This is a genomic window from Blastocatellia bacterium (assembly GCA_035275065.1).
In the GTDB taxonomy this organism is placed as follows: domain Bacteria; phylum Acidobacteriota; class Blastocatellia; order UBA7656; family UBA7656; genus DATENM01.
This window is the reverse complement of sequence record DATENM010000148.1, coordinates 1-15,462: the sequence shown is the minus strand read 5'-3', so window position 1 is coordinate 15,462 and position 15,462 is coordinate 1. Positions and strand designations below refer to the sequence as shown.

The 15,462-nt window shown below is 61.2% G+C and carries 10 protein-coding genes; 5 read left to right on the top strand and 5 right to left on the bottom strand.

The annotated features are described in order from the left end of the window. Nucleotides 1-92 precede the first annotated feature (92 nt). The 3 genes from VJ464_27360 (at nucleotide 93) to VJ464_27350 (ending at nucleotide 3,639) form a co-directional block, all read left to right on the top strand. Nucleotides 93-692 carry a Uma2 family endonuclease gene (locus VJ464_27360; GenBank protein HKQ08871.1) on the top strand — a complete coding sequence of 200 codons (600 nt, stop codon included), beginning with the start codon at nucleotides 93-95 and terminating at the stop codon, nucleotides 690-692. Nucleotides 693-789: 97 nt separating this feature from the next. Then, nucleotides 790-2,355, top strand: a complete 1,566-nt coding sequence (locus VJ464_27355) for a phosphoenolpyruvate carboxykinase (protein HKQ08870.1) — start codon at nucleotides 790-792, stop codon at nucleotides 2,353-2,355. Nucleotides 2,356-2,520: 165 nt separating this feature from the next. Further along, nucleotides 2,521-3,639 carry a serine hydrolase domain-containing protein gene (locus VJ464_27350; protein ID HKQ08869.1) on the top strand — a complete coding sequence of 373 codons (1,119 nt, stop codon included), beginning with the start codon at nucleotides 2,521-2,523 and terminating at the stop codon, nucleotides 3,637-3,639. 17 nt (nucleotides 3,640-3,656) lie between these two features. On the opposite strand, the gene VJ464_27345 is transcribed toward VJ464_27350, so the two are convergent. Together VJ464_27345 and VJ464_27340 are read right to left on the bottom strand one after the other, a co-directional pair. After that, nucleotides 3,657-4,232 (bottom strand): LEA type 2 family protein, encoded by a 576-nt coding sequence (locus VJ464_27345; protein ID HKQ08868.1) that lies wholly within the window; start codon nucleotides 4,230-4,232, stop codon nucleotides 3,657-3,659. Between the two features lie 91 nt (nucleotides 4,233-4,323). After that, complete coding sequence (locus VJ464_27340) at nucleotides 4,324-5,781, bottom strand: DASS family sodium-coupled anion symporter (GenBank protein HKQ08867.1); 1,458 nt, start codon at nucleotides 5,779-5,781, stop codon at nucleotides 4,324-4,326. Nucleotides 5,782-6,063: 282 nt separating this feature from the next. Here VJ464_27340 and VJ464_27335 point away from each other — a divergent pair, with 282 nt between their 5' ends. After that, nucleotides 6,064-7,662 (top strand): right-handed parallel beta-helix repeat-containing protein, encoded by a 1,599-nt coding sequence (locus VJ464_27335; GenBank protein ID HKQ08866.1) that lies wholly within the window; start codon nucleotides 6,064-6,066, stop codon nucleotides 7,660-7,662. 18 nt (nucleotides 7,663-7,680) lie between these two features. On the opposite strand, the gene VJ464_27330 is transcribed toward VJ464_27335, so the two are convergent. The 3 genes from VJ464_27330 to VJ464_27320 all read right to left on the bottom strand — a co-directional run bounded on the left by VJ464_27330 (nucleotide 7,681) and on the right by VJ464_27320 (nucleotide 11,192). Continuing rightward, on the bottom strand, nucleotides 7,681-9,552 hold the full coding sequence (locus tag VJ464_27330) for a radical SAM protein (GenBank protein HKQ08865.1): 1,872 nt from the start codon (nucleotides 9,550-9,552) through the stop codon (nucleotides 7,681-7,683). Between the two features lie 39 nt (nucleotides 9,553-9,591). Continuing rightward, a complete protein-coding gene (locus tag VJ464_27325; protein ID HKQ08864.1) occupies nucleotides 9,592-10,266 on the bottom strand; it encodes an HAD-IA family hydrolase in 675 nt (224 codons plus the stop codon). 134 nt (nucleotides 10,267-10,400) lie between these two features. Continuing rightward, on the bottom strand, nucleotides 10,401-11,192 hold the full coding sequence (locus VJ464_27320) for a DoxX family protein (GenBank protein HKQ08863.1): 792 nt from the start codon (nucleotides 11,190-11,192) through the stop codon (nucleotides 10,401-10,403). A gap of 909 nt (nucleotides 11,193-12,101) precedes the next feature. On the opposite strand from VJ464_27320, the gene VJ464_27315 reads away from it, so the two are divergent. Continuing rightward, on the top strand, nucleotides 12,102-15,462 hold a 3,361-nt coding region (locus VJ464_27315), incomplete at its 3' end, for a hypothetical protein (protein HKQ08862.1).

Here is a 15,462-nt window from a genome sequence, read left to right as displayed (position 1 = left end):
ACAAGTGACAAGTGACAAGTGACAAGTAGAAACAAAGGGGACTCCCTCTTGTCACTCGTCACTTGTCACTTGTCACTCTCTTCGGAGCGGCTATGCAAGATTTCGACTCCCAGATCAGTTTTCGAGGCGGCCCGCCCGTGCCGGTCAAGTACTGGACGTTTACGGTTGACGACTACAGGCGCATGCTCGAAGCCGGCATTCTCACAGAAGACGACCGCATCGAGTTGCTCGATGGGGAGATTATCGAAATGAGTCCTATCGGTGATGCTCATGCTGGATGTGTGATTCGGCTGACCATGCTCTTTACACGTCTTGTCGGTCTTGCTGCATTCGTCAGTGTACAGAACCCGATTCGGCTAGATGATTACTCCGAGCCGCAGCCTGACCTGGCGCTGCTCAAACCGCGCGCCGATTTTTATGCTCAGGCCAAGCCGACACCGGCAGACGTGCTGTTGATTGTCGAAGTCGCGGACTCGTCCGTGCAGTTTGATCGCACCGTCAAGGTGCCGCTCTACGCGCGCGCGCTGATCCCGGTTGTATGGCTGATTGATTTGAATGCCGATGCGATTGAAGTCTACTCGCAGCCGGCAGCGGGCGCATATCAGCAGATTCAAGTGATGCGTCGCGGCGACCGTTTAACCATTGACTCCCCCTCCGGCCTCGTTATCATGACGGACGACTTGCTCGGCTGAAGTCAGGTTTAGCCCGGAAGCACGCGTTTGCCAGCACTATTTCGGTAAGCTATCATCAATTCTTAGTTGACTCTCTAAATCAACACCGGAGGAATCAATGAGTAAACCGTCTGCGAGAGCCATCCTACCTGTCGAGCCGAAGGAGGTCATCTGGAATCCCTCGGCTGAGCGGCTTCGTGAATTGACCGAAGCCATGCCCAACACCCGCGTCACGCGCTATCACAACACCAATACCCAGACCCGCGTTGACGCGCGCTCAAAGCTATCCACCTACGTCGTCAGCGACGCGCCCGAACGGCACGACTCGCAGACCATCACGCGCGCCGAGTACGAGCGCATTGCCCGCTTGCAGAACGATTACATCCGCAATTGCGAGATGATCGTCGTTGACGGCTTCATCGGCAACGACCCGGACTTCCGCGTTGCCGCGCGCCTGATTATCGAGCGCTCGAACGCCAACGTCGCCGCCATGCAGAAGCATCTCTATTACCCGGCGAGCGATGCCGAGCTTGACAGCTTCGAGCCGCGTTTGACCGTCATCTACACGCCCAACCTGGTGATGCGCGGCTACCCGGCGGATCGTTTGATCGCCGTTGATCTCGACCATGGCGTCACCCGCGTCTTCAACAGCGATTACTTCGGCGAGTCGAAGAAGGGCGGCCTGCGCATGTGGAATCAACTCGTCTATGATCGCGGCGGGCTGGCGCTGCATGCCGGCTGCAAAGTGATTCCGGTCGGTGACAACAATCGCGTCGGCCTGATTATCGGCCTGTCGGGCACCGGCAAGACGACGACCACCTTCACCAAGCAGAATAACTCTTCGCCGGTTCAGGACGACTTCGTCGCGCTGATGCCGGGCGGCAAGATTTACGCCACCGAGAATGGCTGCTTCGCCAAAACCTTCGGCCTCAACGAACGCGACGAGCCGACGATTTACCATGCGGTGACGACGCCGCACGCCTATCTTGAGAACGTCTCGCAGGATGCTGACGGCGAGCTGGATTTTTATAATACGAGTTACACGCAGAACGGTCGCGCCGTCGTCCGCATGGCCGATATCGCCGGGGCGATGGACGCGCGCGAAATCAAGTCGGCGGATTTCTTGTTGATCCTCAACCGCAACGACAACATCATTCCCGGCGTCGCCCGACTCAACCGCCATCAGGCGGCGGCTTACTTTATGCTCGGCGAAACGCGCGGCACTTCGGCAGGCGGCGCGGCAGAGGCCGGCAAGTTCCTGCGCGTCCCCGGCACCAACCCCTTCTTCCCGCTCAAGCACGCCCAGCAGGGCAACCGCTTCTGGGAGCTGTTAGAGTCGTCGCCGATGGACATCTACCTGATGAACACGGGCCGCGTCGGCGGCGGCGATGCCGACGAGCGCTCGAAGAAAGTCCGCATCCACCACTCGTCGGCCATCGTCAAAGCCATTGCCGAAGGCACGATTGAATGGCAGGACGACGCCGACTTCGGCTATCAAGTGGCAAAGAGCGTGCCCGGCCTCGAAGGCGAAGACATGGACGTCTTGCAACCGCGCCGCCTCTATGAAGCTCAGGGCCGCGCCGACGAATACCGGCAGATCGTCGAGCGCTTGAAGAATGAGCGCCGCGAGTACATGCAGAAGTGGGAAGGCTTGAACCCGGAGATTGCCGCGGCGGTCGGCTAACCGCGCGGTCAAAGCATTACCTGACTGATTGCCTGGGGGCGGGAAGAAACATCCCGCCCCTGTTTTGCGTTTGTATGGTGACTTGTAGCGCAATCTGTTAGATTGCGCCTTAGCTCGCGCAATCTAACAGATTGCGCTACATCGATAAAATCAGGAGTGACTTTTATGCGAGAGATCAACCGGCGGCTCATGGCCGTTATCGCGCTTTGCCTGATGCTTGCGGCGACCGCCGCGGCGCAGACGAAAGCGGCAAGCGATGACCTGCAACTGAAAGCCGACGAGCGTCTGAACGCCGCCGTCAAAGCCAATCAATTCAGCGGCGCGGTCTTTGTCGCCCGCGACGGGCGCGTGCTGCTCAGCAAAGGCTATGGCATGGCGAATCTCGAAGACGAGGTGCCAAATACGCCGCAGACCAAGTTCCGCCTCGGCTCGATCACCAAGCAGTTCACCGCCACCGCCATCATGATGTTGCAGGAGCAAGGCAAGTTGAGCGTGCAGGATTCAATCTGTAAATATGTCGCCGACTGTCCCGCCGTCTGGCAACCCGTCACGCTGCATCACCTGCTCTCGCATACCGGCGGCGTGCCGAACTTCACGAGCTTCCCCGACTACCAGAAAACCATGTCGCTGCCGACGACCGTCGAGGCGCTGGTCGGGCGCTTCAAAGATAAGCCGCTCGATTTTCAGCCCGGCGAGAAATGGAGCTACAGCAATTCAGGGTATGTGCTGCTTGGGCATGTGATCGAGAAAGTATCGGGCAAGTCGTATGAAGCGTTCCTGCAAGAGAACATCTTCACGCCGCTGGGCATGAAAAATACCGGCTACGACCACAACGCCCAGGTCTTGCCGCGCCGCGCCGCCGGGTACATGCCGCAGGGCGGCACGATGATGAATGCGCGATACCTCGACATGACGATTCCGTTTTCGGCGGGCGCATTGTACTCGACGGTCGAAGACCTCTACCTGTGGGATCAGGCGCTCTATACCGAAAAGCTGATTTCAAAAAAGTCGCTCGACTTGATGTTCACGCCGGTCAAGAACAATTATGGCTACGGCTGGGGGATGGGCAATCAACGGGGTCTCAAGGTGATCGCGCACAGCGGCGGCATTGATGGCTTCGTGACCTTCATTGCGCGCTATCCCGATGTCAAAGCGGTCGTCATCGTGCTGTGCAATAACCAGCGCGCCAACCCGCAAGCCGTGGCCAACGACCTGGCAAAGCTGGCGCTGGCGGACAAGATGACGCCGGCAACAGATGAGAAAGCGAATTCGACCAAGCAGTGACGCGCGCCGACAAGCCATCAAAACCCAAGCTTGCTGGCGCGCAGCATGGTCGCCGCGTCGACTAAACTCTTCAGCGGCACGTCGCCGGAAAACGTCTTGTCGAAGCGCTTCTCGATGACGAACAGCGGCAGCGTGAAGGCGGTGTCGAGATCGAATTTCAAGCGCCCGCTGTTCCTGAACGCCGACCAGATGATCTGCGGAATCGCCCGCAGGTTCAAGCGCACCGGCAGGTTGATGCGCAAAGGCCGCTTGCCGCCCAGCTTCATCTCGCCGTCGTAATCGCCGGTGATCGCCTCAAGCCCATAGAGCCGCAGGCGGTAATCGAAGTCTTTCAGCTTCAGCGGCAGCGGATTCTTGACGTCGAGCGCGATGCTCATGCGTGCCGTCTGGTCCTGAAAATCTATCGCTTCGAGAATCACTTCACGGACGCTGACGCTAATCAGCTTGTCGCTATAATCGTCATTCGGGATACGGTTTTGCGCCGCCGCCGTCGCCGCGAAGGCGAACAGGCACAAGGCGACAATCAACCCACGGCGCGCCGCGCCTGAGATGCCGATGCGCCGTGCCGTTTGCCGCAATGGCTCGCTGCTCATACGGGTCTTCCTCCTGTTGATGCTTTCCCGGTTAGAGCAAACGACTACGCCCGCGCGTTGCTTGGCTCGCCAAAAATTCGACCCGGCGGCTTTACCACCAGCCGAGCAGCTTCCACCAGAGAAAGCCGGCGGTGGCCCAGATGATGAGGTTCGGCACAGAGGCAAGAAAGCCTAGCCACCACCACGTCTGTTGCCTGACGTAGCCGGCGCCGAAATAGATCGGCCCCGGCGTCGTGCCATAGTGCGTCAGCCCGGCCATCAGGTTCGAGCAATAGGCGAGCAGCAAGGCCGCCGCGTAGGGCGGCGCGCCCGCCAGCAGGATGACCGCGAGGAACGGCAGATACATCGCCGTCGCGTGCGCCGTGATGCTGGCAAATCCATAGTGCGCGTAAAAATAGACCAGCAGCAACGCCGCCAGCGCGCCCCACCACATCCAACCGGTCGTGAAACCCGCCACGGCGTCGGCGAACTGCTTGGTGATGCCCGATTCGCCCAGCGCCTCGGCCATGCGAATCAAGCCGCCATACCAGATGAAGACGTCCCAGGCGCTGCGCTCGCCCAGCACATCGCCCCAATCGAGCACGCCGCTCAAGAGCAAGACGCCGATGCCGACCAGCGCCACCACGGCGTAATCGATGTGATGCAGCGCCGTCGTCATCCATAGCAGCGCGACCAGCGCGAAGACCATCATCATCAGCTTTTCAGCGCGCGTCATCGGCCCCATCTTTTCAAGCTCGCTGGCCGCCATCGTCGAAGCCACCGGCGTCCGCTTGATCTCTGGCGGGAAGAGCCGATAGATCAACAGCGGCACGACTGTAAGCGAGATCACGCCCGGCACAATCGCGCCAAGCATCCAGCGGCTGTAGCTCAAGTCCATGCCCGTGAGCTGGCCGGCGAATTTGGCAATCGCCGGGTTCGATGCCTGCCCGGTCAGAAACATTGCGCAGATGATGACTTCGCACTGATAGAGCATCGTCATCAAAAATGCGCCGAGCCGCCGCGCCGTCGGGCCGGGGTGCGAGTCGTAGGCTTCGGCGAGGCTCTTGGCGATGGGAAAGATGATGCCGCCGGAGCGCGCCCCGGTCGAAGGAATGAAAGTGCCCATCAACACGTCTGTCGCCACCAGCGCATAACCCAGGCCGAGCGAGCGCTTGCCGAGGGCGCGGATGAACCAGAAGGCGATGCGGCGGCCCAGCCCCGTCTTAATCATGCCGCGTGACATGAAGAATGCCGCGAGCACCAGCCACACTACGGGGTCGCCGTAACCGCTGAGCGCTTGCCGCACCGGCAGCGCGCCGGTGAGCGCCAGCGCCGCTACGCCCAACAGCACCATCGCGCCGCCGGGCATTGGCTGAACGATCATGCCGACGATGGTGGCGACGAAGATGGCCAGCAGCCCCCATGATTGCGTCGTGATCGCGCTCGGATGCGGGAGGATAAAAATGACGAGGCCGGCCATCAGCACCACCCCCCAGCGGACGAGCAGACGGCGGCGCGGCGGCGGACTGGCCACAGGCTTGACCTCTGCGCGGTCAGAGACGGCTTCCATTCGTGAAGTTCCTTTCGGGTTATCGCCTGATTGATGGACGCGGCGCATACTACCATCCGCCGGCGAAGCGACTCAAGGAGACGCGGCGACGCGGCGACGCGGCGACACGGCGACGCGGCGATGCGGCGACACGGTGAAGGAACAACATCAAGCCTTGTTGCTAAGTTCCCATTCTCCGCGTCCCCGTGTCTCCGTGTCTCCGTGTCGCTGTATCCCCGCGTCTCCGTGTCGGCACTGCTTGCATCGCGCCGAAGGCTGGTTTAGACTTCCCGCCCGACAGCCATGCAGTACAATCGTCCTCAAGTCATCATTGCGCTTATTCTTCTCGCCCTGATCCTGCCGGCAGCGGCGCGGGCGCAGAACTGCAAGCGGCTTGCGCCTGCCGGCGCGGGCCAGGATGACGCCAAAGTCATCAATCAATGCCTGGTCACCAAAGGCCGCGCCAAGCTCACCGCCGGAACCTTTCTGCTCTACGACGCCATTGTCTTTCCGGGCGCCAAGACGACAGACGTTTCCGGCGTGACACTGGTCGGCAAAGGCATGGACGCGACCCGACTGGTGCCGCAGCAGATCGATTGTCAAAATCACTGGCCGTTGATTGAGCAGCAATCGTCGCCGTATAAAGGGGTGATTCAGGTCCTGCGCTCGCGCGCGGCCGTGGTGCGCGGCCTGGAGATCGATCTGAGCAACCTGCGGCGCGATTGCGGCTATGAAGGCAACTCGACGATTGCCGTGAACCGCTCGCCCGGCTCAGAGGTCAGCCAGGTGCGCGTCAAAGGCTCGCGCTACGGCGATGCAGGCTACACCAGCGGCGGCGCCAACTGGGGCGGCATCCTGGTGGTCAATTCCGAAAGCGTGACGGTTGCCGACAACGAGATCGCCGATGTCGGGTTTACCGTCGAGATTGGCAGCGCCTCGGCGGGACGCGAAGGCATCATCATTCAAAACTCGGCCAACGCCATCGTCCAGAACAATCGTCTGACGCGGGTCGCCTTTGGTATTGAAGTCGTCAACAGCTCGCCGTCGCTCAATTACACGGGCGATAGCAGCGGCACCCTTGTCGTGGGCAACACGATCATCGGCGCAGCCAACATCAACTGCCCTGAATGCTCGCAGGGGCGCGGCATCAAGTTGCAGGCGTGCAGTGTCGGCGACGAGCCGCCGCTCGAAAACCTGCTGGTGAGCGACAACGACGCCAGCCAGTTCGGCGGCGCAAACGGCGTGCAGGGCGGTTCGGGGCTCGATCTGGTTTGTGGCATTCGTTACAGCACGTTTGAGCGGAATCGCATCTTTGGCGCGGCGACGGCAGAGTTTGGCTTGCAGATTCGCAGCTCGTTTCTGAGCCCCGTCAATGCGACGCATCACAACCGTTTCAATAACAATTTCTTTGCTTCGGGGCGCGGCCAGTTGGGCTGTAACAATCAATGCTCGGACGTGAACTTCACGCCCGATGGCCCCGACCAAATCGGCATCCAGCGCAATGGCATAGACCGCGCCGGCAGCAACGCGGCGACGACGTTTCGCTTCGCGACGGATCGTGATTGCAGCGGTTTCAGCCACGCGTTCGTGAATTATGTGGATGGCGGCGGCTTCGTTCGCCAGGGCGAGCGCGTCTTGCTGGCGGCGGCGAATGTGCGGCCCAATACGGCGGTCACTTTTCGTTTCGTCCGCCTCGCGGATAATCAGGAGGTCGCCCGCTTTATCAGCCAGCCGGCGAATCGCAATTGCGTGATGAATCAGGAATACCTGCTGGTTGACCCGGCACGGTTTACGCCGGGGATGTATCAGGTGAAGGCCGACTATAAAGACGGCAACAGCGACGCGACGATCACCGACGACACGCTCGACCCCATCAAAGTCAAAGCCGCCAAATCAAATTGAGCTTCGGGATGTGATGAATTAATCGCCGGTTGCCGCCGCCGGCACCGCCGATTGAATGCGGCGGTCAACGAGGATGGCTTGCTGTGCCGGGTTCAGCGCCGCCTTCATCCACGAGAGCTGTACGAGGGCGTTTTCCGGCACGTAGCGTGGATCACAGACGCCACAGCGGATGCACGGGTCATTGGCCGGGCACGGCTTGGTGATGCGGTCGGCCATCGCCCGCTCATACTCTTTTTTCATGAACTCTTTGGTCAGGCCAATATCTACGATGTCCCAGGGCAGCGGCTCGTCGAGCGTCCGGCGTCGCATCGCGTAATCCGTCCAGCCGCGCATCAACTGCCGCCAGTTGCCTGTGCGATCTACCTCCAGCAGAAACTCCGAGAGCCTGCGGTCGCCGAGCGAGATCAGCGCTTGTAGGATGGCGATGCGCGAGCTCATGGCGCGCATCTCGACATTCGGCATGCCTTTAAAGGCGCGCGTCAAATATTTGATCTTGCGATCAAGCTCGCGCTCCGCCTGAATGGGCTCCCACTGAAATGGCGTCTGCGGCTTCGGCACAAAAGCGTTGAGCGAGACGATGATCGTGCCGACGCGACCGCGCGGGCGAGCGATGTCGAGCATGCGCTCGCGGATGCGTGCGGTCAGCTCGACGATGGCGTCGAGGTCTTCGTCTTCTTCGGTCGGCAGGCCGATCATCATGTAAAGCTTCAAGTTGAAGATGCCGCGCTCAAAAATCATGTCGGCAATCTCGACGACTTCGTCATTGGTGAGGTTCTTGTTGATGACACGGCGCAGGCGGTCAGAGCCGGTTTCAGGCGCGATGGCCAGTTGCTGATCGTTGCGCCGCACCAGCGCGTCGAGCAATTCCGGCGTGATCTGATCGAGCCTGAGTGACGATACCGAAACCTGATAGTCGAGCTTTTCCAGGCCGTCGAGCAACTCATGAATCTCCGGGTGATCGCAGACCGCCGTGGCCACTAAGCCGATCTTGTCCGTGTGCTGGCGCATCTCGGCGGCGCGCGCCAACAGCTTGTCAGCCGAGAAGACGCGCGGCGCCAGGTACGAATAGCCGGCCCAGCAGAAGCGACAGCCCATCGAGCAGCCGCGCGAGATTTCCATCAGGTAGCGCCCGCTCATCTCTGTGTTGTCGGTAAGAATGTCGCTCGCCGGGATGAAGGCGTCGTCGAAGGCGCCATTGCCTTCCTGCTTGCGCATCGGGTTGCGCATGGTGAAGACGCGCGGCGGCGCCCCTTCAGTCGCCTCGATCTCGCGCAGGCCGCCGTCTTCGTTGTAGTGGAAGTTATAAAATTTCGGCACGTAAAAACCCGGCTCGCGCGTCAGCCGCAAGAGCAGGTCGTCGCGCGATTCCGCTTCGTTCATTACGCGGAGCAGGGCAGGAACGAGAACTTCGCCTTCGCCGACACAAACGACGTCAACGAACTCGGCGACCGGCTCAGGATTGAGAAAGGCCGCCGCGCCGCCCATCACCACAAGCGGGTGCCACTCGTTGCGGTCGGCGGCGCGCACCGGCAGCTTTGCCAGGCGCAGCAGCTTGGGGATGTTGAGATAGTCGGTTTCAAACGACACGGAGATGGCCAGCACGTCGAAGTCGGAAACCGGCGTTGATGATTCCAGCGTCGCGAGCGGCGCGCGCGTCCGCTCAATCTCGCGCTCGATGTCCGGGTCAGGCACAAAGACGCGCTCGCAGCAAATCAGGCTGTGCTGGTTGAAGAGCTGGTAGACGGCCTGGAAGCCGAGATTCGACATGCCGATGTAATAGGTGTTGGGATAAGCGAGCGCGATGTCGAGCCCGCGCCGGCGCGGGTTGTGATGCACCAGGCCGGTCTCTTCATTGAGAATTTTGCGATAGCGTTCTTTAATTTTCTGCATATGTATTGCTCGTCAAACGTCCGTTTTTAGTCTATGCCTTTACGGGAAAATATCCAATAAGTCATGAATCGAGTCGGCCAGATGATCGGGCCGCTCGCATTCCAGGTCGGCCCGCGGCATCGGCCCCCAGAGCGCCGCCACCGTCCTGACGCCGGCGCGGCGGCCCGCGACGATGTCGTGGCAGCTGTCGCCGACATAAGCCGCCTCTTCACTCGACACCTGCAAACTGGCGAGCGCCGCCAGGATCGGCTCCGGCTGCGGCTTATGCACCTCGGTGTCTTCAAGAAATATGGCCGCGTCGAGCAGATCGTCAAGCATGCAAAGCTGCAAGCCGCGCGTCGCCAGGTCGCGGCCTTTCGAGGTGACGACGCCGATCAGGTAGCCGCGACGGCGCAACGCTTCGATGACCGCTCGCGTGCCGTCAAACGGGCGGGCGATCACGTCATGATTCGCCACGTTGAACGAGCGATACTCGATGAGCAGGCGCTCCACCAGATGATCGTCGTCGCCGCCGGCGTGGCCATGCGTCTGTGCGAGCAGTCGCCTCATGGCTTCGCGCAGCGGAATGCCGAAGGTGGCGACCAGCGCCGCCCGCTCGTGTTCAAGCCCGTAGACCGCGCGCCACGAATGGCTGAAGCAGCGCAGGATCAAATCGGTCGTGTCGATAAGCGTGCCGTCCAGGTCAAAAAGAATGGCGCGCGTCGGAGTCGTCAAAAGATCACTGTCCTCGTTGATCGCAAGCTGAGTGCAAGTCGAATTATAGTGAAGCGGCATCGGCTCAGGCAATCGCCCGGTGAAAGCGGTCTTGGATGGTCAGCGGTTGGCTCCCGGACGCGGGACGGCGCTCATCAGTAGACGCGGCTGTTTTCGCTCATGCTGCGCCGCGCGCTGCGCAGTGCCGCTAACGTCAACAGGCTGACCAGCACGGCGGCAATGCCGCGCCCGGTATGGCGCACGTAGAACAACACCAGCGTGCTGGCCGCCAGATAGAGGCGCGCGACGGCAAAGGCCGGCAAATACGCCCAGGGCTTGCCGGCTGCCAGCGCCGCGCCCGCCGCCAGCGAGACGACCCCGGCGACGATCAGCATCACCAGCGGTAAGCGGCCTTCACCAAAGCCGAAAAACGGGCGCGCGAACGGCAGCAGCAGGCCAGCCAGTATCAGCAGCAAGCCGGCGGCTTTGACCAGCGGGCTCGCCGTATCGATCACCTCGCTGCGCGCCGCCGCGGTGTGTGAACGGTGGATGGCGACACTCAGGTTGTCATCTATTGACAGCGGGTCGCCGCCGAGCAGCAACAGCGCCAGGTCTGCGGCAAGCAGGGCGAGCGGAAACTCGAAGCTGCCCGGCCCGGTCAATCCATAGCCCCAGTGAACCTGCGAAATTGCCACCAGCATGACACAAAGCTGGCCAAGCGCGCCGAGTCGCACTAACAACCCGGTCAGCAAAAGTAGCCCGCCGCCGAACTCTGCGGCGATCACCAGCCAGCCGAGGAACATCGGGATACCGCCAAGCGCGTATTGCGCGAAACCACCCGGATCGCTGATTTTTTGCAGCCCGTGGGCGAAAAAAATAACCCCGGTAATCAATTCCAAAGGCAGCGCCGCCCAGGTATTTCTAATCCGCTTGATCCCGCGATCCATTCACGTCTCCTCCAAAGTATTCGGCGGGCCGACTGGATAAGAGCTGTATGAAGTGCACTTGTAAGCCTATGATCAATTGAATGTCCGACCGCCTGTCGAGACCGTCTGCCGGTCGCCCGGTTGGTTACTTAAGCGTCCAACGAGTAGGCGTTATTCTATGCGTCTTTGCCGGCCCGCACAAGTTATTTGCTGAATCAGCGACGATTCCACTTCTTCAACCCCTGCCAATATTTAATGTGTAAAACAATTGCCACCCGCTGGATACAAAGTAGACGGCGATTGTGAATTGAGTATCCGTTGAGTGAATACGGCCTCCCGTGAATGGGAAGAAATCATGCCGCACTCCCGGTCAGTTTTGGCGGAATTTGTTGATGTTTGCGCCGGCCAGGGAAATCGCGGAGTGAAATAACGACTGGGCCTGGAAGAAGGCAAAGGCGTGGCACGTCAAGTGCTGTTTCCATAGGCGGCTTATTGTGATCTGTGGCTTTAATGTTGAACGATCTGAAAATCCGACTGTCGAGTTTATCGTTGTTTTCTGCTCATTTATAGTTGCATTTAAGCGGTTGACGATATATGATACGCATTCTTTTGAACGATCCGCCCGCAAGCGACGCCCTCGGTATTATCAAGCAGGATTAGCTGAGGTGGTCGTGCGAACCATCAATCGGGAAGTGACAGATGATGTTTAGCAGGTGCCGTCGGACGGACGGTTTGCGCAAGGTTTCAGTCCGGTTCAGTTCAGGTCGCCGAACTCCTGCGGTGATTTGCACTGGTCGGCAATCACCGGCCCTGGGATTCCTTTTTAGGGTATGGCCTTAGCAAGTAGTTCTTAATCTGAATGTCCGGCGTGCGCCGGGCTGAGACAGCAGTATTTCAGGATTCCCAATTTACTTTGGAGAGGGATAGAAGATGAAGATGAAGAGAGCAGTGATGATCGCGGTGCTGGCAGTGGCCATCGCGGCGCTCGCCGTGCCGTTAATCGGCTCGCGGACGCAAGCGTCGGGCGGCGGCGATGCGAAAGCATCGGCAGCGCGCACGACAGCAACCGCCAGCACGCCAATGAGTCTGGCGACGGCCAGCCCTTCAAACCCGGTAGGGTCTGAGGCGGAGCAGTCGCAGGCCGGTCACATTAACCCTGAGGTGCTCAAGAGCCTGGGCATAAGACGCCTGGCGAAGGGCGCCGATATGCAGGCTGCCAGCCAGAAAGTGGCGAAACAGATTTCGCCCTCTGCGCGTGTCGTGACGCCGCCGCCGGCTACCGGCCCGGGCGGCTCTTTCGCGGTCAATTCGCAGCTCGGCAGCGCTGCCGATAAGGGCGGCGCCTCTGGCCCGCCGCTGGTTGGCGAGCCGCTGGTGCTGAATGAGCTGAGCGCCTTGTCGGCGGCTTTGATTACCACCATCGGCGGTCGTGACAACCAGTTCTCGGAAGTCGCGCTGATCGCCGATTGGGATGGCCGCGAAGATTGCGTCGCCGACCGCGGCGCCAAGATCGATGATTTTTCGGGCGTCGAGCCGGACATCGATTTCACGCTGACTCGCGCTGCCATCTCCGAGCACACCATTGCTAACGGTCACCTGTTCAACTCCTACTACTACGGTGACTCGCTGGGCAATCTCTGGTTCGGTTTTGACACGGTCGGTTCGCCCCTGGTGGACGTCGTCTTCCAGGCCAACATCCCGGCCATTATCAACGGCGGCGCAGCGGGCGCCGGCGGCTTCTTCATCACGCCGGATACGCGCGTGGCTGGCGATTGCACCGACGACCAGGTAACGGTCACTGGCATCGCCGTCAACCCGGTCGCCGACCTCGGCGATTTCGACCCGGCGCTGTGCGGCGTGATCGGTGAAGTCATTTACGTGTCGGTCCTCGATACGGAAGGCTGCGCCTCGAACGCTGCCAACCAGCCGATCCGCACCCGCATCCTCGCCTTTGGCGTCTTCGAAGTCGGCGGCACGGAGTTCGTACTCGGCGCCGTCCGTCAGGTCTTGCGCAGCAAGTTCTCGAACATCGCCGGCGTCGCCGTTGATGACGACGGCTCGCTGTACTACCAGTTGGTGGACTTGATTCAGTTCACCGGCGGCGCCATCTTCAAGGCGACCGAAATTTCGCGCGTCTCGGCCACGACCGTGCCGCCGCCGCCGCCGCCAGCGCCGGCGCCGGGACCGAATTGCGGAACCGGGCTGCGCGTCAATCGCGTCATTAGAACAATTCCCGATCCGCCGACCCTCAATAGCTGGGTAGGCTCAACCGCCAATCCGGTGGTGACTGCCAACGGTGTGCGCAACACCAACTATGGGCGCGGCTCGTCAGGCACCTACGGCAACGTCGTCAGCCTGGCCACCGGCGCTTGCAACGTCCTTTATGCGGCCGTCGCCCGCTCCTTCGTGCCCGGCGCGGTCAGCTTCGAACAGTTGACCGAGGGCCTCTTCCCGGCGCCTTCGGCCTTCACCAGCGGCACGCCTTCCATGGTCATCAGCTTCGCCGATTGCTCCGGCGCTTTTGACCTCTGCTCGGGCCTCACCGGCGGCGCTGTCGCAACCAACGTCGGCGGCACGATTCCGGCAGCCGACGGCTTTGCCGATCCGGCGGTGGCGGGCCAGACCGCTTCGGCCGGCGTCAACGTCTTCCGCATCTTCGTCGAAGGCAACGGCCCCGACCTCAGGCCGCCAGCCGGCGGCACGGCGGTCGTGCCGGGCACGCTCGGCAGCGTCCTGCAAGTGGATATGCAGATTGACTACACGCTGCATAGCGGACTGGCAGTGAGCGAAGAAGGCACAGTGTTCGTCATCAGCGGCGGCACGCCGGCAGGCATTGGCAAGAATCCTTCGCCGATGCTGGGTGAAGTACTGTGCTTTGAGGATATGTGCCCGATGGATCGGCGCGCGGATTTCGTTGATCTGCGCGGCGACACGCTGCCGAACCCGCCGGCCTCAGGCGGCAATGTCGGCGACGGGGACAGTGATCGCTTCGATCACATTTTCTATCAAGCGCCGCTTGATCAAGTCACCCTCACTCCGGCAGGCCTGGCCGGGTTGGCGCGCGGCTTCCTGCGCTACACCAACCGCCTGGCGCCGCTTCCGCTTGGCGCGGGCATCTCGCTGGGCGTGACGCAGCCGGTGTTGGGAGATGACAACTCGACGCAGGCCGCGATCATCTTCGAGGCCCTTGATCCTGGACATCAGGTGGCGGGCGGCGACGATCAAAACGTGCCGAACCGCGGTGATGATGATGATGGAGCCGGGAGTCCGACGCTGACCGGCGCGAATGCCGGCGGCTTCGAGTTCCTGTTCGGCGGCCCTGTGGGCACGGCGAATTGCGTGTGGAACGGGTTCTTCCTGAACTCGAACGGCAACATCACCTTCGGCCATGGCGATGCCAGTAATGACCCGAACGTTCCGGCTTTCCGTGCTGGATTGCCGAGAATCGCTCCGGCGTGGACCGATCTCAATCCGGGCGCGAACTACTGTAGTGGCCAGGTTCCGTGTCCCTCAACGGTAAGGAACACGCACCTGACATCATTCCCGGTGCAGGCGCTTGGCTTTGCTAACGTCAACGCCTTCCGCGTCCGCTGGATCAACGTGCCGCAGTTTGGCTCTGAAGATTGCACGGGCACGACCGTTTCACCGGGCAATGCCAGCAACACCTTCTCGGTGACCCTCTATGACGACGGCACCGGCCCTGACGAGAACGCTTGTCAGGCTTTGGATCCCGCCAACCCCAGAGGCTTTAACGGCCCCTGTGCGCCGAGCACGGCTGGCGCCTTCGACCTGCAAGAAGGCCCGACCGATCTGCGCTTCACCCGCGAGCCGAACACCGGCGTCCTCGTCGGCTGTCCGCCGCGTCGCGAAGGCAGCGGCAACTTCATCTTTGAATATTGCCGTATGGATCTGCTCGGCACGCCTGATCAGCCGGTGATCGCCGGTTACTCGGTCGGCGGCCTCAACCCGCTCAACCCGCCGGGGCTGTGCGAAACCAACCTCTCGGAGGCCGCGCGTGCCGCCGAGACCACCTTCGGCGTCCTGCCCGGCGCGCAGACGGCAGCCATCAGCTGCAACTGCTTGATCGGCGAAGGCACTGAACCCAGCATCTTCGAGCTGTTCAACGAAGGTAGCGGCGCCAACATCGGCTCCGGCGGCGAGATCACATTCGCGACGCCGGACTTCGATCTGCGCTTCGAAGGCAACGATGCGGCGGCTTGCACGTCCACGCGTCAGCGTGACCTCAACCGCGGCAAGGTGGCCTTCTACGGCGTCGGCTGCGCGCCGCCGG

What these genes read in the sequence shown, in the direction of transcription:
- VJ464_27360 (HKQ08871.1), top strand. Translation starts at nt 93, where the DNA reads ATGCAAGATTTCGACTCCCAGATCAGTTTTCGAGGCGGCCCGCCCGTG.
- VJ464_27330 (HKQ08865.1), bottom strand. Translation starts at nt 9,552, where the DNA reads ATGCAGAAAATTAAAGAACGCTATCGCAAAATTCTCAATGAAGAGACC.
- VJ464_27345 (HKQ08868.1), bottom strand. Translation starts at nt 4,232, where the DNA reads ATGAGCAGCGAGCCATTGCGGCAAACGGCACGGCGCATCGGCATCTCA.
- VJ464_27320 (HKQ08863.1), bottom strand. Translation starts at nt 11,192, where the DNA reads ATGGATCGCGGGATCAAGCGGATTAGAAATACCTGGGCGGCGCTGCCT.
- VJ464_27340 (HKQ08867.1), bottom strand. Translation starts at nt 5,781, where the DNA reads ATGGAAGCCGTCTCTGACCGCGCAGAGGTCAAGCCTGTGGCCAGTCCG.
- VJ464_27355 (HKQ08870.1), top strand. Translation starts at nt 790, where the DNA reads ATGAGTAAACCGTCTGCGAGAGCCATCCTACCTGTCGAGCCGAAGGAG.
- VJ464_27350 (HKQ08869.1), top strand. Translation starts at nt 2,521, where the DNA reads ATGCGAGAGATCAACCGGCGGCTCATGGCCGTTATCGCGCTTTGCCTG.
- VJ464_27335 (HKQ08866.1), top strand. Translation starts at nt 6,064, where the DNA reads ATGCAGTACAATCGTCCTCAAGTCATCATTGCGCTTATTCTTCTCGCC.